This window comes from Ligilactobacillus sp. RTP31139st1_D10_RTP31139_211217 (assembly GCF_040226755.1).
GTDB classification, from domain to species: domain Bacteria; phylum Bacillota; class Bacilli; order Lactobacillales; family Lactobacillaceae; genus Ligilactobacillus; species Ligilactobacillus animalis.
The window spans coordinates 182,850-202,295 of sequence record NZ_JBCOAR010000001.1; the positions used below are offsets into that span (position 1 = coordinate 182,850).

Genomic DNA, 19,446 nt, shown 5'->3' on the forward strand with positions numbered 1-19,446 from the left:
TTTAAGTTAGATCAAGCATTTGTTCTGAACGAAAAACACCTTTTTTATCATCATAATAATAAAGCGCCCGTGCTTTATCGCCATACATCAACAAGATCTTCGTTGTCCTATCTTTAAAAATATTTGCTGGTAAAAAGCCCCCATTTTGGACCTTTTGCCACTGTTGTTCAGTCAAAATGACCTTAGGATAGCTTCGAAAAGCATATTCAAGTGGATAAAGGTAGTTTTCCAATTCTTCTGGCGTGGCATTAGCCAGCTGTTCGAGGGTCACACTCTGCTCTAGCTCAAAGCCCCCACTTTGCAAACGTGTCAGATCTGACATTACAGCTGGCACACCTAAGATTTCACCTAGATCTAACGCTAGCGTCCTTACATAAGTTCCTTTACCGCAGCCAACTTCAAAATAAAGCGTTTGTTGTTGTTTAGTTGCATCATAGGTGCTTGGCTTAGTCTGCTTAAAATAAGCGACTGTGATCTTTCTTTTAGGGCGTTCAACACTTTGCCCAGCACGTGCGTATTCGTAAAGTCGTTTACCGTTGACCTTGACTGCAGAATACATCGGTGGGATCTGAACTATCTCCCCCGTCAACTGTGCCATTGCTTGGTCGATCTGCTCCTGACTAAATGGTCGTTCGATAGCTTTTTTAGCAACAATTTCACCATCAAGATCTTCAGTTTCCGTTGAAAAACCTAAGATGATCTCACCTTTATAAACTTTTCCTGACGCCATCAAGTAATTAACTGCCTTGGTCGCTCTACCGATACAGATCGGTAAGACACCATCGACATTAGGATCAAGCGTACCACTATGACCAACTTTACGCGTTTTAAAAATTTTCCGGCATTTAAAAACTGCATCGTGGCTCGTCATACCACGATCTTTATTCAAAGGAAGGATCCCGTCCATCTTTTACCTCTCTTTTCTAAAAAAAGAAGCTAGAAAAATTTTTCCAGCTTCTTTTTATCTACACATAATTTTTAAATCATGATCGATCAATAAGGATTACTTTCTTGCTGGTGTAGCTTACTTAAAAGCTCATCGATATGATCACCGTAACGCACTGATTCATCCCGTTCAAATTTAATTTCAGGCGTTACATAAATACGCAAGCGTTGACCCAATTCACGTCTGATCAAACCTGTTGCTTTATCTAAACCGATCTGTGTTTTTTCAGCGTCAGAAGCCAAATTAGATAATGTACTGTAGTAGATCGTTGCATGTTGCAAGTCACCTGTCACTTCTACGCCCGTGATCGTCACGCCTTGTACTCGAGGATCACGCACACGCTTAGTCAAAATATCATTGACTTCCCTTTGGATCTCTTGTGATAACCGACCCACACGATAATGTTGTGCCATTCAAATTCCTCCTCAAATCAAATATTAGTCTTGTGGAACTTCTTCCATCACGTAAGCTTCGATACGATCGCCTACTTTGATATCATTGTATTTTTCGATCATCAGACCACATTCGTAGCCTTGTTTTACTTGCTTAACGTCATCTTTGAAACGTTTAAGTGAAGCAAGTTGACCTTCATAGATCACGATACCATCGCGGATAACACGGACACCACTATCACGTTGGATATAGCCATCTGTGACATAGCCCCCACCGATCGTACCTAACTTAGATACTTTATAAGTTTCACGAATTTCAACTTCACCGATGACTTTTTCTTCAAAGACTGGTTCTAACATACCCTTCATCGCAGTTTCAACTTCATCGATCGCCTTATAGATAACGTTGTGTAAACGAATATCGACCTTATCACTTTCAGCTTGGATCTTAGCTTGTGGCGTTGGACGTACGTTGAAACCGATGATGATAGCATTTGAAGCTTCGGCCAAAGTAACGTCAGATTCGTTGATCGCACCAACTGCTTGGTGGATGATGTTTACGCGAACACCTTCAACATCGATCTTCTTAAAGCTTTGTGCTAAAGCTTCAGCTGAACCTTGCACGTCGGCTTTGATGATCAGATCAACTTCCTTTAGATCGCCTTCTTTTAAGGTATCAAACAAGTTATCTAAGGTCACATGTGTCGTTTGGTTACGTTCCTTGATCAAGGCACGTTTAGCACGTTCTTCACCAGCTGCCCGTGCTGTTTTTTCGTCATCAAATGTGATGAAACGATCACCAGAATCAGGAACATCGTTTAAACCAGTGATCTCAACTGGAGTCGCTGGAGTTGCTTTCTTGATCGAACGACCACGAGCATCAGTCATCGTCCGCACACGACCAAAGGTATTACCCACAACGATTGGATCACCAACATGTAAGGTACCATGTTGTACAAGTAATGAGGCCACAGAACCCTTACCTTTATCTAAACGAGCTTCAATAACAGAACCTGCACCGTGTTGTTTAGCATTGGCTTTTAATTCGAGCATTTCAGCTTCAAGTAAGATCATATCGAGTAATTCTTCTAAGTTCTTATTGAATTTAGCTGAGATCTCAACGAAGATCGTATCGCCACCCCAACTTTCAGGGATCAATTCATACTCGGATAATTGTTCCATGACATGGTTTGGATTAGCACCTGGCTTATCGATCTTATTGACCGCAACGATGATCGGCACATTAGCAGCCTTAGCGTGGTTGATAGCTTCGATCGTTTGTGGCATTACACCGTCATCAGCTGCAACAACTAAGACAGTGATATCAGTGATGTCTGCCCCACGAGCCCGCATGTTGGTAAAGGCCGCGTGTCCTGGGGTATCCAAGAATGTGATCGTCTTGCCTGAGTGACGCACTTGGTAAGCACCGATATGTTGGGTGATACCACCAGCTTCGCCTGCTGTAACATTGGTATGCCGTAATTTATCCAATAACGTTGTCTTACCGTGGTCAACGTGACCCATGATCGTTACAACTGGTGGGCGTGAAGTTAAATTATCTTGATTATTTTGTTCTTCTTCAAAGAATTTATCGATGTCAGCTACGTCAACTTCAACTTTTTCTTCTGCCTTGATACCGTAATCAGCTGCTAAGATCTCGATCGTATCTTTATCAAGGGATTGGTTTTGGTTGACCATAACACCCATCATAAATAATTTCTTGATGATCTCAGCTGGTTCACGGTGGATCTTTTTAGCAATATCTGCTACGTTCATGCCGACCGTATAGACCAAAACTTCTGGTAATGGCTTGTTTTTACGTGGAGGAACTGCTGGTTTATTGTTCTTTTGATTGAACTTCTTATTTTTGTTTTTCTTGTTCTTTTTATTGAACTTATGATTGTTATTATTCCCGCCAAAGCGATTGTTTGAAAACTTGTTTTTCTTTTGACTGTTGTTGTTTTGGCTATTGCCTTGGGAATTATTACCGCGATGTTTTGTATTATTCGCGTTGTTATTATTGTTGTTGTTTTTTTCCATACGCTTCCCTGAATGCCTTTCATTATTTCTTTGTGCGGATGCTTGGTTTTGATGCTTAGAATGGTTATTATTCCGCGCATTTTGGGAGTTTTTGTTTACAGCAACATTTTGTTTTTTCTCGCTGTTTTCTTTTTTAGGAGTCGCCTGCTGTTGTGAACTAGATTTAACTGGTTTAACAAATGAAGCTTTTACTTTAGCTTCAGCAGCTTGGTCTAAAGATGACATGTGGTTACCAACTTTAAAACCATTTTTCTTTGCAACTTCAATTACTTCTTTGTTGCTAACGTTTAATTCCTTAGCCAGTTCATAAATCCTTTTTTTACTCATGACTTCACTCTCCTTATTTTCAAGAATACACACCTACTCGATCCCTGACCGAATAAGCTTTGTACCCTTCGATCAAGAAAAAAGAAGCTGGCGTATCTTCTTCCCAAAACCAGGATCGGTAACTGCGATCAATGAACGCTTGGCGCCGATCGCAGCACTTAATTCCTGTTTTGTAAATTCTGTTGTTAATGCTACATCATAACTCTTGCACTTATCAGTGAATTTCTTTTGGGTGCTTTGCCCGCAATCGTTTGCCATCAGCACGACTTTAGCTTTTCCGGAACGAATCGCTGCTAAGACCAGGTCTTGGCCTGTAGTCAACTTGCCAGCTTTCCGAGCTAATCCCAATAAGTTTAGAGCTTTTTGTTGTTGTATCTTATTTTCCATTGCCAAATAACTCTGCTCGTGCAACTTGGTGATCGACATATGCTACTAGCTCATCATAAAAAGCAGGTTCGATCTTAACACCAAAAACTTTATCAAAAGTCTTTTGTTCCCGAGCTTTCTTTGCGGTAGCTACATCTAAATGAATATATGCACCCCGGCCAGCTTTTTTACCAGTTGGATCGAGACTTACTTCATTTTCTTTGTTTTTCACGACGCGTACAAGTTCTTTTTTAGGTTTCATTTCACCAGTAACGATATCTTTGCGCATTGGGATCTTGCGTTGTGCCATGTTTGTGCCCCCTATTCTTCAGTTGTTTCAACTGAAACTTCTGCTTTATCAGCTAGCTCAGCATTTGCTTCTAAAGCAGCCATATCGGATTCGGATTTGATATCGATCTTGTATCCAGTCAAATGCGCTGCTAAACGAGCATTTTGCCCCCGTTTACCGATCGCAAGTGAAAGTTGATCATCTGGCACGATCACCGTGCAGACACGTTCATTTTCAGGATCAAAGCGAACTTCAACGATATTAGCTGGGTTCAAAGCGTTTGAGATATACTTAGCTGGATCTTCACTCCATTCAATGATATCCATCTTTTCACCATTCAATTCATTGACGATCGCTTGAACACGTTCACCGCGTGGGCCCACACATGTTCCGATCGGATCAACGCCTTCTTCTGCTGAGTAAACAGCCACTTTAGCACGATCACCGGCTTCACGTGCGATCGATTTGATCTCAACTGTACCGTCAAAAATTTCAGGTACTTCGTTTTCAAATAGACGTTTCAATAGATCTGGGTGAGAACGACTAACGTAAACTTGTGGTCCACGATTCTTGCGCCGTTTCTTCCCATCTTTATTTTCAACTTCTGGTTCATTGTTGTTAGCTGATGGATCCACAACTTTGTAGATGTAGACTTTGATCCGATCATGTGATTTGTAAACTTCACCTGGCACTTGATCTTTTTTAGATAAAACAGCTTCAACATTGCCTAAATTGACATAGATATAACGGCTATCATGGCGTTCAACTTCACCAGAAACGATCTCATTTTCATACTTGCTGTATTGATCATAGATCATTTGGCGTTCTTCTTCACGCACACGTTGCATGATCACTTGCTTAGCTGTTTGAGCTGCGATCCGTCCAAAATCACGTGGTGTCACTTCAAAGCGGATCGTATCACCAACTTCATAAGCCTTGTTGATCTCTAATACATCTTCTAAGCTAACTTCCAAGCGTGAGTCAAAGACATTGTTGACAACTTCTTTGACGGAATAGACTTTGATGTCACCTTTACGCTTGTCAAATTCAACTTCTACGTTTTGGGCTTTATCGTAATTTCGCTTGTAAGCTGAAACTAAAGCCTGTTCCAACGCATCGATCACAACTTCTTTTTTGATTCCTTTTTCTGTTTCAAGCGCATCTAATGCGTTAAGTAATTCCTTACTCATGGTTTGATTCTCCTTGTAAAAATAATCTTTTAAAATTTAATTGCGAGCCGCGCCTTAGCAATTTGCTTGCGTGGGATCGTGATTGTTTTTTTACGGGTCTTATCCATATATTCAAGTGTCAACTCATCTTTGGATAATGCTGTCATTGTTCCTTCATATACTTTCTTACCATCGAGCTGTTGGTAAAGTGAAACATTGATATATGAGTTCAAAGCACGCTCATAATCTTTTTCTTTTTTCAATGGTCGTTCTGCCCCTGGCGAAGAAACTTCCAAATAATAAGCTTGTGGAATTGGATCTGGATCACAATTATCCAACTTTTCACTAAGTTGGTCGCTAACAAGGGCACATTCTTCGATGTTGATGCCCCCTTCTTTATCGATAAAGACACGCAAATACCAACTTTTTCCTTCTTTGACAAATTCGATATCAACTAATTCAAAGTGATGATCATCCAAGATCGGTGTAACTAGCTTCGTTACTGTTTCTACAACACTCACGCATTAGCCCCCTCTAAAATAACTTGCAACTCTATTGTAACGCATTTTTTATTCCAATAAAAAGAGTGAGCATCTCTGCTCACTCTCACGAGTTATCAAAATACAAAAGTAATTATAACATTTAAACCTTGGAATTTCAAGATTACATTATTTTTCCATATTTACTTTGCTAAAACTAGTGATAAAAAGATCTATTTAGAATAGATTTTCAAATAAACTCAATTGATTTTCGTCTGGCAAAGTATCAAGTACGTGGTTTTCTGACAAAAAATCGATGATCGTCGCCGAAACTTTACCACGTTTAGCAAGATCTTCTTTGGACAAGAAATCTTGTTCCTCACGTGCCGCCACGATCTGTTTAGCAACGTTCAGGCCTAACCCTGGTACTGCCGTAAATGGTGCGATCAACGTATTATCTTCGATCAACCAATCGCTGGCATCCGATTTATTGAGATCGACCATTTTGAATTCAAAGCCACGTTCCAACATTTCATTAGCTAATTCAAGCACCGTCAAAAGATTTTTCTCCTTAGCGGTTGCATCATTGCCCTTGTCATTGATCTCTTTCATTGCAGCTTTGACGGATTCTTTACCGTGAGCCATCGAAACTAGATCAAAGTCATCAGCCCGGACTGAGAAATAAGCAGCATAGTATACCAATGGATAATACACCTTGAAATAGGCGATCCGCAAAGCCATCAACACATAAGCAGCAGCGTGGGCTTTCGGGAACATGTATTTGATCTTCAAGCATGCACCGATATACCATTCCGGCACTTCAGATTCACGCATCGCTGCCTGCCACTCATCTGGGACCCCGCGTCCCTTACGTACGTGTTCCATGATCTTAAAGGCCAAGTCAGACTCAACCCCCATATGGATCAAGTCCATCATGATATCGTCACGACATCCAATAACTTCTGGCATCGTAACGGTCCCGTTTTGGATCAATTCTTCCGCGTTACCTAACCACACATCAGTCCCGTGAGAAAGACCAGAGATCTTGACTAGTTCGGCAAACGTTTTGGGGTGCGTTTCTTCTAACATACCGCGAACAAAACGCGTCCCAAATTCTGGGATCCCTAAAGTCCCGGTCTTAGACTGGATCTGCTCTGGAGTAACACCTAAAATATCAGTTCCTGAAAATAGCTTCATCACACCCGGATCATCGGTCGGGATCGTCTTTGGTTCGATCCCTGAAAGATCTTGCAACATTCTGATCATCGTCGGATCATCATGCCCTAAACAGTCGAGTTTTAAGATATTATCATGGATCGAGTGGAAATCAAAGTGAGTTGTTTTCCAAGCTGCAGTCAGATCGTCAGCCGGATACTGGATCGGAGTAAAATCATAGATATCAAGATAGTCCGGTACGACCAAGATCCCAGCCGGGTGTTGCCCGGTCGTTCGCTTAACACCTGTGGCACCCTTGGCCAATCGATCGACTTCAGCGCCTCGTAAATTCTGCTCAGTATCACGTTCGTAAGCTTTGACATACCCATAGGCCGTTTTATCAGCCACTGTACCGATCGTACCAGCCCGAAACACATTGTTCTCACCAAACAAAACTTTCGTGTAATTATGAGCTACTGGTTGATAGTCACCCGAGAAGTTCAGATCGATATCGGGAACTTTATTCCCCTTGAAACCAAGGAACGTTTCAAACGGGATCTCTTGGCCATCTTTGACCAATTCTGTTCCGCATTCTGGACATTCTTTATCCGGTAAGTCATAGCCAGAACCATATTCACCTTTTTCATAAAAATGCGACCACTTACACTTAGGACAGCGATAATGTGGTGGTAAGGGGTTGACCTCAGTGATACCTGTCAGAGTGGCGACCAAACTGGAGCCCACCGAACCACGAGACCCTACTAAATAGCCATCTTTATTGGATTTAGCCACCAGCTTTTGTGAGATCAAATAGATAACTGAGAAACCATTTCCGATAACGGATTTCAATTCTTTATCAACGCGTTTTTGCACGATATCTGGTAACGGATCGCCATACCATTCATGGGCTTTGTTCAATGTCAAATTCTTGATATCATCTTCAGCCCCTGGCATTTTAGGCGTATACAACTTATCCTTGACCGGCGTGATCTCATCACACATATCGACGATCTTATTTGGATCAGTCACGACGACTTTTTCCGCCTTTTCTTCACCTAAAAAGACAAAATCTTCTAACATTTCATCCGTCGTTCGGAAATGGGCATCTGGTAGATCACGTAGCTTATTAAGGGGGTTAGCCCCACCTTGTGAATGGATCAAGATCTTACGGTAGATCGCATCTTCTTTATTCATAAAATGCACATCCCCCGTAGCTGCGATCGGGATCTTGAGCTCTTCAGCTAGTTGCACCATATTAGCAATGATCTCTTCTAAATTTTTATTATTTTTGACCAATTCTTGTTCGATCAAAGGTGCGTATAATGCTTTAGGTTGAACTTCTAAATAATCATAATATTTTGCCTTTTCTTTAGCCTGTTCGTAACCTTTTTGCATCATCGCAGTAAAAACTTCTCCATCAGCACAAGCCGAACCTACGATCAAGCCTTCACGATATTTATCTAAGACTGAACGCGGTACCCGTGGAACACGGTAGAAATACTTGACCATTGACTCTGAAGCAACTTTAAAGAGATTTTTGAGACCCTCTTGTGTTTTAGCCAAGATCACCGCATGGAACGGATGTTGATGTTTATAAATATCATCATCTTTTTGCGTATTAAATTGATCATGGTATTCGATCTGCAACTTCTCTTCAGCATCTTTTAGCATTGCATAATAGATATAGCCTGTTGCTTCCGCATCATAGATCGCCCGGTGATGGTGTTCCAAATTAACATTCAATTTTTTAGCTAAGGTATTCAAACGAAAACCTTTCATTTCTGGATACAATAAGCGCGCCATTGGCAATGTATCTAACCAAGGTTCACTGATCAAAGGTAACCCATGCCGAGCATAACCCGTATTCATAAAGTCAACGTCAAAGGTCGCGTTATGCCCGACAATGATACTGCCCTTACAAAATTCTTGGAACATCTCAAAAACTTCTTTTTCAGACTTTGAGCCCCGGACCATATCATCGGTGATCGAAGTCAATTTGATCGTCGTTTGTGAAAGGGGATGACCTGGATCGATAAATTGTTCAAAACGCTCGATCACTTCGCCATCTTTCATCTTGACTGCCGCCAATTCGATGACCTTATCATAACGAGCCGATAACCCGGTCGTTTCCGTATCGAAAACAACATATGTCGCATCTTTTAATTTCACATGTTGTTCATTATAGGCGATCGGTTGCCCATCATCGACAACATTAGCTTCGACCCCGTATAAGATCTTGACATTATTCTTTAAGCCCGCACTATGCGCCTCAGGGAAAGCTTGGAGCGTACTATGATCAGTGATCGCGATCGCTTTTTGCCCCCAAGCAGCTGCTTGCTTGACATAGTCACTGATGCTGTTTGTCGCATCCATCATACTCATATTGGAATGAACATGCAATTCAGCGCGCTTATGATCTTCGGGTGCGGTATCTTTGCGTCCCTCATGTGCTACTTCAACGATATCATAGGCATTCATCGCTAAATCACGCATATAGGTGTCTTCTTGAACGCTCCCGCGAACTTTGACCCACTTACCGACAGCTAGTGCATCAAACATCGCTTCATCTTCTTCATTACGCGAAAACTTCTTGATCACCATTGATGAAGAATAATCGGTGACCTTGATGATGAGCAATTTGCGCTCAGAACGTAGAGTACGGACCTCTTTATCGAAAATATAACCTTGAACGACCACCGAACGTTCTTCTTCCGTGATCGTTGCCATCTGTCTGATCTCAGCATCATCAGCGATCTTCTTGCCAAGTTGGACTGGTCCGTCGACAGTGACCGTTTCTTTTTCTTTAGCTTTTTGTTGCCGTTTTTCATTTTGCTTTTGGATCGCCTCGACCGCTTGTTGGGCTAATTGCGCATCAGATCTAGCTTTTTGTTCTTTGTATTCATCGATCTTAGCCTGCGATTTTGATTCATCGATCAGCGTATTGATCGTAAATTTAGGAAACCCATATTGTTGATATGTCCGTTCGATCGGTCCTAAAGCCTGTGTCGTCAAAAAGTTTTTGATGATCTCATTTTCAGCTAACAACATGACCCGGTTATCGTCTAAATACGGTACCTTACCTTGACACAATTCTTGGATCAAAGGCGAATTGACCCCACACGTTGACACCACATAGGCCCAATAATCACCTAGATCACGCTCATTTAACGTCGCCTCTTGGACTTTCAAGTTCAAAGTCGTTTGCGCAATCGGTTCAAAAGCGTTAGCAAGGGCGTGGTTAAAACGCAAAAATGTTGTAAAGGGCAACACTTGCTTTAAACTGATCACAAATTCCCAGCGCTTTGAAGCTGTATGGACTTCAACTTTATCGATCGCAGCTCCAGCAAAGAGTTCTTGTTCCTCTGGTAAATGTTGCCACTTGATCTGTTCAAGTAAGCGCAAAAACAATTCCTGTTTATTTGGTTCCAAATTCTGACCCCTCTCTATCAGAAATAAAAGGACTGGTGAAGTCACTTTCGCCAGTCCAATTATCTATATCTAGCCAAAAATGCCTTGATCTTCTTTGAGTAAGATCTTGATCGAATTTAACAATTCATCTGTCTTAACTTCAAGTGTTTCGCCTGTACGACGTAATTTGATCTCAACGATTCCTTCATCGGCTTTTTTACCAACTGTGATCCGCGCAGGTAGACCGATAAGATCAGCATCGGCAAATTTTACCCCTGGACGTTCTTTACGATCATCAACTAAAACTTTGTAGCCAGCATCTTCTAGCATTGTTGTGATCTCAGTTGCTAGTTTAACTTGTTCTTCTTTCTTCACATTGACCGGTACCACATGAATGTCAAATGGTGCGATCGAACGTGGCCAAATGATCCCATTTTCATCGCTATTTTGCTCTACGATCGCAGATAGCAAACGAGATACCCCGATACCATAGCTACCCATGATGATCGGTACTTCACGCCCATTTTCATCTAAAACTGTCGCACCTAAGCTTTCAGAATAACGTGTACCTAATTTGAAAATGTGACCGATCTCGATCCCACGTGTAAACTTAAGGACACCCTCACCATCTGGCGAAAGGTCACCTTCTTTGACAGTCCGAAGATCGACAAAATCATCTACACGGTAATCGCGTTCGATATTAGCGTTCATGTAGTGGTAACCATTTTCGTTAGCCCCTACATTAGCATTGACCATACCTTCAACATCAAGGTCAGCTACGATCTTAACGTCTTTGGCGACACCAACTGGTCCTAAAGAGCCAAAATCTGCACCCAAAAGCTCACGCGCTTGGGCATCTTCAGCCGGGTCTAAGAAGTCACAATCCAAATAATTTTTCAATTTGACTTCATTGAGCTCGTCATTACCACGCATCAAAACGATGACTGGTTCTTCATCGGCCATAAAGACTAAAGTTTTGATCATGCTCTCAGGCTCAACTTCTAAGAAAGCTGAAACTTCGTCGATCGTCTTGGCATCTGGTGTGGCTACTTTTGTCAATTCCTTTGGCGTTTCGTGGGATTTCTTGTTGATCCGCAAGTTCTTTGCCATTTCAAGGTTAGCAGCGTAATCACTTGAGTCGGAATAAACGACTGTATCTTCCCCGATCGGTGCGATCGCCATAAATTCTTTGGAATCCTTACCACCCATTGCACCAGCATCAGCAATGATCCCTCTAAAATCAAGGCCGACACGTTCAAAGATCTGTTGGTAAGCTTTATCCATATCACGGTAAGTTTGATCTAAACTTTCCATATCTGTGTGGAATGAGTAATCATCCAACATCAAAAATTCACGTCCACGCAAAAGTCCAAACCGCGGACGACTTTCATCCCGGTACTTCATTTGGATCTGATACAACGTCAACGGCAATTTTTTGTATGTCTTGATCGCATCTTTGATGATCTTAGTAAATGTCTCTTCGTGTGTTGGTCCTAAGATAAAATCACGTTCATGGCGATCCTTTAATTTAAATAAATTAGCTCCGTATGTCTTGTAACGGCCAGATTCTTCCCAAAGTTCAGCTGGTAAAACTCCTGGCACGAGCATTTCAACGGCATCGATCTTATCCATCTCATCACGGATGATCGTTTCGATATTATTTAAGGCCCGATAAGCCAATGGTAAATAAGCATAGACCCCGGCTGTCACTTGTTTGATATAACCAGCCCGTAACATTAACTGGTGACTGAGTGCTTCAGCATCGCTTGGCACTTCTTTTAATGTTGGAATCAACATTTTTGATTGTTTCATTCTTGCTCAGACCCCTTTTATATTTAATTAGCGGAAGAAATAGCGTTGAATATCATTCCACGTAACTAGAAGCATCAAGATCATCAAAAATCCAAAACCGATCATTGTGATAATGATCTCTTTTTCTGGATCAAGTGGTTTTCTTCTGATCGCTTCGATAATATTTAATAACAACTTGCCCCCATCCAAAGCAGGAATCGGTAACAAGTTGATGATCCCTAAGTTAACTGACAACAGTGCTGTTAGTGTCACAACACTGATCAGGCCGTTTTCTTTAGCCTGTGATGTGAGTGAAAACATTGCTACCGGACCACCTAGATCATTTAGACTAAAGCCGTGTAACATTGACGCTAGGGCATTTCCTAGCTGTTTTATCACATACCAAGTTTGGGTAAACCCATAAGTCAGCTTGGCTTTGATAGAACGATCCATTTTTCCCTTAGCAATTATACCAATCTGGGCGACCTTTTGTCCATTTACGTTTTTTTGGACTGGTGTGACCTTGATGTTTTGCTTTTTGTCAGCTCGCTTGACTGTTAAAACAAGCTCTTTACCGTCAGCTGTTCTGATATGTTGGGCTACATCGTCCCAAGTCGGTGTTTTATCACCATTGATCGCAATGATCGTATCATTTGCTTTTAAACCAGCTTTTTGAGCAACTGAATCAGTTTGAACTTGAGCTATCGTATTAGTGGTTACAGGGACTCCTCCTTGTAAGAAGGCAACTAAGCCAAAAGCTACGATCGCTAACAAGAAATTATTCAATGGCCCCGCAAAATTGGTCAGCATCCGATCGACTAACGAAGCCGACTGAAAACGCACATCACGTGGTGCGATCTGAAGTTCGATCCCATCTTTACCGATGATCAATGCATCGTGATCAACTTTGAAGCGTTTGATCTCGTCTTCAGTGCCGTTTTCATAGCCTTCGATCCAAAGTCCATCGGTCAGATCCCAGTCAGTCAATTCGAGTGGGATCCCTTCGACTAAAGTGATTTTTTTACTAGTATTTATCTTTTGAACGACACTATTTTCATCTGTGATCAGACTGACTGGCATCCCTTTTTTCAGCTCTTCAGTATCGTCTTCCAAACCTGCCATGCTGACATATCCACCTAGTGGCAAGATCCGCCAAGTGTAGGTCGTGCCATTCTTGCGATATGCAAACAGTTTTGGCCCCATCCCGATCGCAAATTCACGTACCAAGATCCCAGCACGCTTGGCAAAATAATAGTGCCCAAATTCATGGACAAATACTAAGATCCCAAAGACGATGATAAATGTAATTATAGTTGTTATCATATTGCTCTACCGTCCTTATCCTAATCGATCCACTTAGATCAAGCCAGCAAAATGCATCAATGGTAAAACAAATAGTAATGAATCAAAGCGGTCTAAGATCCCACCGTGTCCAGGTAAGATCTTGCCTGAATCCTTGACTCCATAATGACGTTTGAAGGCTGACTCGATCAGATCACCAAGTTGGCCTCCAACTGAAAAGACTAAAGTCCACAAAAGCATGGTCGAGAAACTATATGGAAACGCACCTTGCACAAAGTATAGATATGCGCCTACAATAACTACCGCACTGAGTGAACCACCGATCGAACCTTCCCAAGTTTTGTTGGGACTGATATGTGGTGCTAATTTATTCTTACCGATCTTGCGTCCGATCAGATAAGCCCCACTATCTGTGATCCAAACGATCAATAAGGCATAAAGTATCATCCACAGACTCTCTGCGCGAGCTAGCATCATGAATCTAAATCCAAGCCCCGCATAAAGCCCACCTAATAACAGGACCCCAGCATCATCAAATGAAAAACGATTTTTAGAGATCACAGTGTAGACTAGCATAACTAGGGCTAGCAAATAAAAGCTGCCGCCTAAAGTATCTTGCGTCCAAAAACCAGCCCAAAAGACCGGCAGTAATACTGAGAGTATCAAAAGAAATGAAATGATCGCCTCAAATGACACGAGTAATTTCTTTTTCATGATCAAAAATTCTGACATTGCGACGATCCCCATCAACGTTACCAAGATATCAAAAGGTAGTCCCCCTAGATAAAGCAATGGTAAGAAAACGATCAAAGCGATCACCGCTGTTATAACACGCTGTTTCATTAATCAATTATCCTCCTTCTTATTCAGCCCACCAAAGCGTCGATCGCGTTGCTGAAACTTATAAATCGATAATTCTAGATCTTCAGCCGAAAAGTCCGGCCATAAAACATCTGTAAATACTAACTCACTGTAAGCGATCTGCCACAATAAAAAGTTAGAGATCCGTTCTTCACCACTCGTGCGGATCAGTAATTCTGGATCAGCATAAGGGAGATCAGCTGTCATCAAGGCCTCTGAAAAAACTTTTTCATCGATCTGGGATGGTTCCAATTCACCTTGTTTGACTTGCGTTGCTAAAGCTTGAACTGCAGACGTGATCTCAGCACGACTCCCGTAATTCAAAGCAAAATTCAAGACCATGCCAGTATTATCTTTAGTCTGCTCGATCGCATCAAAGACTGCTTTTTGCGTCGAGTCAGGTAATTTATCCGTATATCCCATCACATTGACGCGGACATTATTTGCAATCAATTCCGGAACGAATGTATTGAAAAACTTTACCGGAAGATCCATCAAAAAGCCCACTTCATCTTGTGGCCTTTTCCAATTTTCCGTTGAAAAAGCATATAACGTCAATACCTTGACGCCCAGATCACTAGCGACTTTAGTGATCGTTTTAACAGTCTCCATTCCCTGCTTGTGGCCCGCGACTCGGGGCAATCCACGCTTTTTTGCCCATCTACCATTACCATCCATAATGATCGCAATATGAGCCGGTATTTTTTGGGGATCTAGCTCGTTTTGTGCTGCCTGCTTATTTTTAAATAAGTTAGAAAACATATCTTCACCTCTGTTAAAAGAATAACGGGACAAATTCGTCGATCCAGTAAGCGCCTGTTTCGACGAGCCCTTGCCCCGTTATCATCAGCAAAACAAAGCTTTCACCTAACCGGCAAGCACTTCTTTTTCTTTTTCTGCTGTAATATTTTCAATATTTTTGATCGAATTATCCGTTACTTTTTGGGCAACATCTTCCAAGTCACGCAATTCGTCTTCGGTCAAATCGCCATTCTTTTGAGCTTTCTTCAAAGCATCCATCATTTCACGACGAACATTTCTAACAGCAACCTTGCCCTTTTCAGAAGTTGCTTTAACTTGTTTAGCTAATTCCTTACGACGTTCTTCCGTCAATTGTGGGATCACTAAGCGAATAGCTGATCCGTCATTCATAGGAGCGATGCCTAGGTCAGATACTAAAAGTGCATGTTCGATGTCTTTCAAAGAAGACTTATCGTATGGTGTGATGAGAAGCACGCGTGCTTCTGGAACACTGATCTGAGCCATTTGATTAAGTGGTGTTGGCACTCCGTAATATTCAACGTTGACCCGGTTGAGCAAGCTAGCATTAGCTACACCCGCACGGATCGTACCTAATTCACGTTGTAAAGCTTCTTCGGCTTTAGTCATTTTTTCTTGATATTGTAAAATAGTTGGATTTGTAATTTTCATAAATTTATTTACTTCCCTTCAACTGTTGTTCCGATCGTTTCACCTTGAACAACTTTCTTGATATTGCCACGTTCATTCATGTTAAAGACTACAAGTGGGATATTGTTATCCATGGATAGTGATGAAGCCGTTGTATCCATAACTTGTAACCCTTTATTGATGATCTCCATATGTGTTAGCTTATCGTATTTAACTGCATTTGCATCTTTACGCGGATCTGCTGAATAAACGCCGTCAACACCATTTTTAGCCATCAAGATCACATCAGCATTGATCTCTGACGCCCGCAAGGCTGAAGTCGTATCAGTGGAGAAATATGGCGAGCCTGTGCCGGCTGCAAAGATCACGATACGTCCCTTTTCCAAATGACGCATAGCCTTACGACGAATATATGGTTCAGCTACTTGGCGCATTTCAATTGCAGTTTGAACTCTAGTTGGTACTCCGATCGATTCTAAATTGTCTTGTAGTGCCAAAGCATTCATCACCGTTCCAAGCATTCCGATATAATCTGCTTGAGCGCGCTCCATTCCCATTTGTGCACCAGATTCTCCCCGCCACATATTGCCACCACCGACAACGATCGCGATTTGAACCCCCAAGTCATGCACTTCTTTGATCTCTTCGGCAACTTTACGGATCTCTGGCGGATTGATCCCTTGACCAGCATCTCCGGCCAATGCTTCCCCGCTCAGTTTCATCACAACTCGTTTGTATTTAATGTCAGACATTAGTTGATCCTCCTAAAACAATTTTGCTGAAATTCGTTCACGATTTAACGAAAGCCGTTTGAATAAATTTTATCATTCTATCGGGGGTTTTGCCAACTATTAATTTGTTTTTACATTTCAACAAGCTTTGCTAGGAAACCGTTAGCATTTACTTGTTGGACACAAAGTATTTTTGCTATAATGTGAATAGTTGTTAAATTTGGAGTGATGCACATGGAAAAGCCTAGAACTTCTCATGGATCTGGCCTCCCCAAACGTATTCGGGTCCTATTTGCGATCATTTTCGTACTAGTTGGTATTTTAGGTTATCGCACTTATAAATATTTCGGACAACTAGAGATCCAAACTAACTATGCTGTCCTTAAAAACGGCCCTGGTGTTGAATATGATCAAATCAGTCAACTCAAGCAAAACCAACGTGTAACTGTCTTGAAAAGCAAATATCATTGGATGTATGTTGAAACTGACGATGAAAAAAAAGGCTGGATCGCTGATTGGATGATCAACAGTAGCTACAAATTACCTATTACCGATCTTTCAAATGCGACGATCGTGATCGATCCTGGTCACGGTGGTTATGATTCTGGGGCGACCTCGAACACTGAGAAAAAAGAAGAAAAACAATATACTTTAGCTTATGCCAAACTTTTGGCTAAAAAATTACGTAAACAAAATACAAAAGTCTATCTTACACGTAGCGATGACACTTTTGTCAGTCTAAGCAAACGTCCCGCACTAGCAGATCAAGTCCATGCAGATGCTTTTATCAGTTTCCACTTTGACTCGTCGCCAGTCAAAAACACCGCTTCGGGATTTACGACTTATTATTATCATAAGAACTCCGCCAAGTTAGCACAAACGATAAATAAGGAGTTTGGTGCGATCGGCTTAGAAAATCGCGGGGTCGAGATCGGTGACTTTTTGGTCATTCGTGACATCAAAGAACCGGCGATCCTATTAGAAATGGGATATATCAACTCCGATCGTGACTTTGATCAGATAAGCTCTAAGTCTTACCGTGCGACCGTCGTAAATGACGTTTATCAAGGCTTAGAAAAATATTTTGCAGCTCAAAAAGATACAAGTAAATAAAGTTAGGTCTTCTAAAAAAGATAGCATTTGGCTATATTTTTAGAAGACCTATTTTATTATTGGAATTCTTGGCAAAACTTAAGCAAAGAGAAATCAGCCTAAGTTTTCCACAAAATAAAAAACGTCCTGATCCTTGCTATACAAGAGATCAGGACGTTTTTAGCATCACCGATTATTCAGCAACTGGGTAAACACTAACTTGCTTCTTATCGCGGCCTTTACGTTCAAATTTAACGACACCAGCAACCTTAGCAAATAATGTGTTATCGCCACCCATACCAACGTTAACACCTGGGTAAATACGTGTACCACGTTGACGGTATAAGATAGCACCACCGTTAACTGTTTGACCGTCAGCACTCTTAGCACCTAAACGCTTAGAACGTGAGTCACGACCGTTAGAAGTGGAACCACCACCCTTTTTATGAGCGAAGTATTGTAAGTTCATTAACATAGTTCGTGCACCTCCTTATTGCTTAATTTATATTCGTTTTTATATATTTTGGATAACTCTGTTCAACATCTTTCAAACCTAATTCAAGGCTCGATAAGATCAATTGAACTGCGGGATCATTTTGTCCCTCATCTGATAAAGCCACTTGTAAAAGACCGCCATTTTTCTGATCTTCAACTAGTTCAAATTTTTGTTTCAGCAACTTTTCCAACGTATTGATCGTATTGATCGCTAACACTGAAACAGCTGCACAAACAATATCCTCACCAGCTTCAGCAAAACCTGCATGACCAGTAATGTCGAAACCTTCTATCACTTTACCATTTCTAATAATATTTGCATGGATCATCTAACGTCCACCTCGCAAAAATTATGCGTTGATTGCGTCGATAACAACCTTTGTGTATGGTTGACGGTGACCTTGCTTTGTGTGTTGATGCTTCTTAGGCTTGTACTTGAAAGTAACAACTTTCTTAGCACGACCTTGCTTTTCAACAGTACCTTCAACAGTAGCACCTTCAACAAAAGGTGTACCGATCACTGTGTTTTCGCCGCCTACTAAAACAACTTTATCAAAAGTTACTTTTTCACCAGCTTCAGCAGCCAACTTTTCAACGTAGATAGCTTGACCAGCTTCTACTTTAAGTTGCTTACCACCTGTTTCAATAATTGCGTACATTAATGTGCACCTCCTTGTATTTTACTTAGACTCGCCGTAATGTAGTGGCTCAGAGAGCACTTGAACTTAAAACGTGCGGTTGCAGTTGTGGCATGCACAAATACAACGCTAATATAATATCAAATTATAAAGTTGACGTCAATAGAAATACTGTAAAAATATTTTTCAATTGCACATATTCTCAACCGGAAAATACTAAAGTTTTACAAAACAACATAGCTCTAAAACCTTATCGCCGTAACTATTCATAAATTCGATGTTTTGGAGTCATACAAAACAACATAGCTCTAAAACTCGTAGCTAATGCGACTATCATGCTATATGGTTTTAGAGTCATACAAAACAACATAGCTCTAAAACTGATGCACTGCGTCAGGTTTTGTGACTGGCGTTTTAGAGTCATACAAAACAACATAGCTCTAAAACAACACGCCTATCAAACCGCAAACAGCTAAGTTTTAGAGTCATACAAAACAACATAGCTCTAAAACTGTCTTTTCTCTTCTTGTGCCACCGCTATTGTTTTAGAGTCAT

General features: G+C 41.3%; 18 protein-coding genes, 1 CRISPR repeat array and 1 other annotated feature (1 of these 20 cut by a window edge). Of the genes, 1 reads left to right on the top strand and 17 read right to left on the bottom strand.

Annotation, left to right across the window (positions count from 1 at the left end; genetic code table 11):
• Position 1: 1 nt before the first annotated feature.
• From truB to pyrH, 14 genes are all read right to left on the bottom strand, one after another.
• Entirely contained in the window at positions 2-907 is a 906-nt protein-coding gene (truB, locus tag ABT996_RS00890) for a tRNA pseudouridine(55) synthase TruB (RefSeq protein ID WP_035448171.1), read from the bottom strand.
• Between the two features lie 86 nt (positions 908-993).
• Positions 994-1,359, bottom strand: a complete 366-nt coding sequence (gene rbfA, locus ABT996_RS00895; protein ID WP_004047989.1) for a 30S ribosome-binding factor RbfA — start codon at positions 1,357-1,359, stop codon at positions 994-996.
• A gap of 24 nt (positions 1,360-1,383) precedes the next feature.
• Positions 1,384-3,705 (bottom strand): translation initiation factor IF-2, encoded by a 2,322-nt coding sequence (gene infB / locus ABT996_RS00900; protein WP_035448169.1) that lies wholly within the window; start codon positions 3,703-3,705, stop codon positions 1,384-1,386.
• Between the two features lie 72 nt (positions 3,706-3,777).
• Complete coding sequence (locus tag ABT996_RS00905) at positions 3,778-4,092, bottom strand: L7Ae/L30e/S12e/Gadd45 family ribosomal protein (protein ID WP_035448167.1); 315 nt, start codon at positions 4,090-4,092, stop codon at positions 3,778-3,780.
• Entirely contained in the window at positions 4,082-4,381 is a 300-nt protein-coding gene (gene rnpM, locus ABT996_RS00910; protein WP_010689155.1) for an RNase P modulator RnpM, read from the bottom strand. The genes ABT996_RS00905 and rnpM overlap by 11 nt, the downstream gene beginning before the upstream one ends.
• 11 nt (positions 4,382-4,392) lie before the next feature.
• The gene (gene nusA / locus ABT996_RS00915; RefSeq protein ID WP_035448165.1) at positions 4,393-5,550 is read right to left on the bottom strand and encodes a transcription termination factor NusA; all 1,158 of its coding nucleotides are present in this window, start codon (positions 5,548-5,550) and stop codon (positions 4,393-4,395) included.
• A gap of 29 nt (positions 5,551-5,579) precedes the next feature.
• A complete protein-coding gene (rimP, locus tag ABT996_RS00920; protein WP_004047998.1) occupies positions 5,580-6,050 on the bottom strand; it encodes a ribosome maturation factor RimP in 471 nt (156 codons plus the stop codon).
• A 195-nt stretch (positions 6,051-6,245) separates the two neighbouring features.
• Positions 6,246-10,592, bottom strand: coding sequence for a PolC-type DNA polymerase III (locus ABT996_RS00925; protein WP_035448163.1), 4,347 nt, complete (start codon positions 10,590-10,592; stop codon positions 6,246-6,248).
• Between the two features lie 69 nt (positions 10,593-10,661).
• On the bottom strand, positions 10,662-12,383 hold the full coding sequence (locus ABT996_RS00930; RefSeq protein WP_035448161.1) for a proline--tRNA ligase: 1,722 nt from the start codon (positions 12,381-12,383) through the stop codon (positions 10,662-10,664).
• A gap of 27 nt (positions 12,384-12,410) precedes the next feature.
• Entirely contained in the window at positions 12,411-13,685 is a 1,275-nt protein-coding gene (rseP, locus tag ABT996_RS00935; protein WP_010689159.1) for an RIP metalloprotease RseP, read from the bottom strand.
• 33 nt (positions 13,686-13,718) lie between these two features.
• Positions 13,719-14,507 (bottom strand): phosphatidate cytidylyltransferase, encoded by a 789-nt coding sequence (locus tag ABT996_RS00940; protein WP_010689160.1) that lies wholly within the window; start codon positions 14,505-14,507, stop codon positions 13,719-13,721.
• A gap of 3 nt (positions 14,508-14,510) precedes the next feature.
• On the bottom strand, positions 14,511-15,287 hold the full coding sequence (uppS, locus tag ABT996_RS00945; RefSeq protein ID WP_035448159.1) for an undecaprenyl pyrophosphate synthase: 777 nt from the start codon (positions 15,285-15,287) through the stop codon (positions 14,511-14,513).
• Positions 15,288-15,392: 105 nt separating this feature from the next.
• Positions 15,393-15,956 (bottom strand): ribosome recycling factor, encoded by a 564-nt coding sequence (gene frr / locus ABT996_RS00950; protein WP_035448157.1) that lies wholly within the window; start codon positions 15,954-15,956, stop codon positions 15,393-15,395.
• Positions 15,957-15,964: 8 nt separating this feature from the next.
• Positions 15,965-16,687 carry a UMP kinase gene (gene pyrH / locus ABT996_RS00955; protein WP_010689163.1) on the bottom strand — a complete coding sequence of 241 codons (723 nt, stop codon included), beginning with the start codon at positions 16,685-16,687 and terminating at the stop codon, positions 15,965-15,967.
• Between the two features lie 213 nt (positions 16,688-16,900).
• Between pyrH and ABT996_RS00960 the strand changes: the two genes are divergently transcribed.
• Positions 16,901-17,779 (top strand): N-acetylmuramoyl-L-alanine amidase, encoded by an 879-nt coding sequence (locus ABT996_RS00960; protein WP_035448156.1) that lies wholly within the window; start codon positions 16,901-16,903, stop codon positions 17,777-17,779.
• Between the two features lie 172 nt (positions 17,780-17,951).
• Here the strand turns inward: ABT996_RS00960 and rpmA are convergent, their stop codons facing one another.
• From rpmA to rplU, 3 genes are read right to left on the bottom strand one after another with little or no spacing between them, the layout of a single operon-like run.
• A complete protein-coding gene (rpmA, locus tag ABT996_RS00965) occupies positions 17,952-18,233 on the bottom strand; it encodes a 50S ribosomal protein L27 (RefSeq protein ID WP_004048016.1) in 282 nt (93 codons plus the stop codon).
• 22 nt (positions 18,234-18,255) lie between these two features.
• Positions 18,256-18,582 carry a ribosomal-processing cysteine protease Prp gene (locus tag ABT996_RS00970; protein WP_035448154.1) on the bottom strand — a complete coding sequence of 109 codons (327 nt, stop codon included), beginning with the start codon at positions 18,580-18,582 and terminating at the stop codon, positions 18,256-18,258.
• Positions 18,583-18,603: 21 nt separating this feature from the next.
• On the bottom strand, positions 18,604-18,912 hold the full coding sequence (rplU, locus tag ABT996_RS00975; RefSeq protein ID WP_004048019.1) for a 50S ribosomal protein L21: 309 nt from the start codon (positions 18,910-18,912) through the stop codon (positions 18,604-18,606).
• Between the two features lie 17 nt (positions 18,913-18,929).
• Positions 18,930-19,003, bottom strand: a sequence feature (ribosomal protein L21 leader region).
• A 101-nt stretch (positions 19,004-19,104) separates the two neighbouring features.
• Positions 19,105-19,446: direct repeats of the CRISPR family, unit length 36 nt; unit sequence GTTTTAGAGTCATACAAAACAACATAGCTCTAAAAC (it continues 486 nt past the right edge of the window).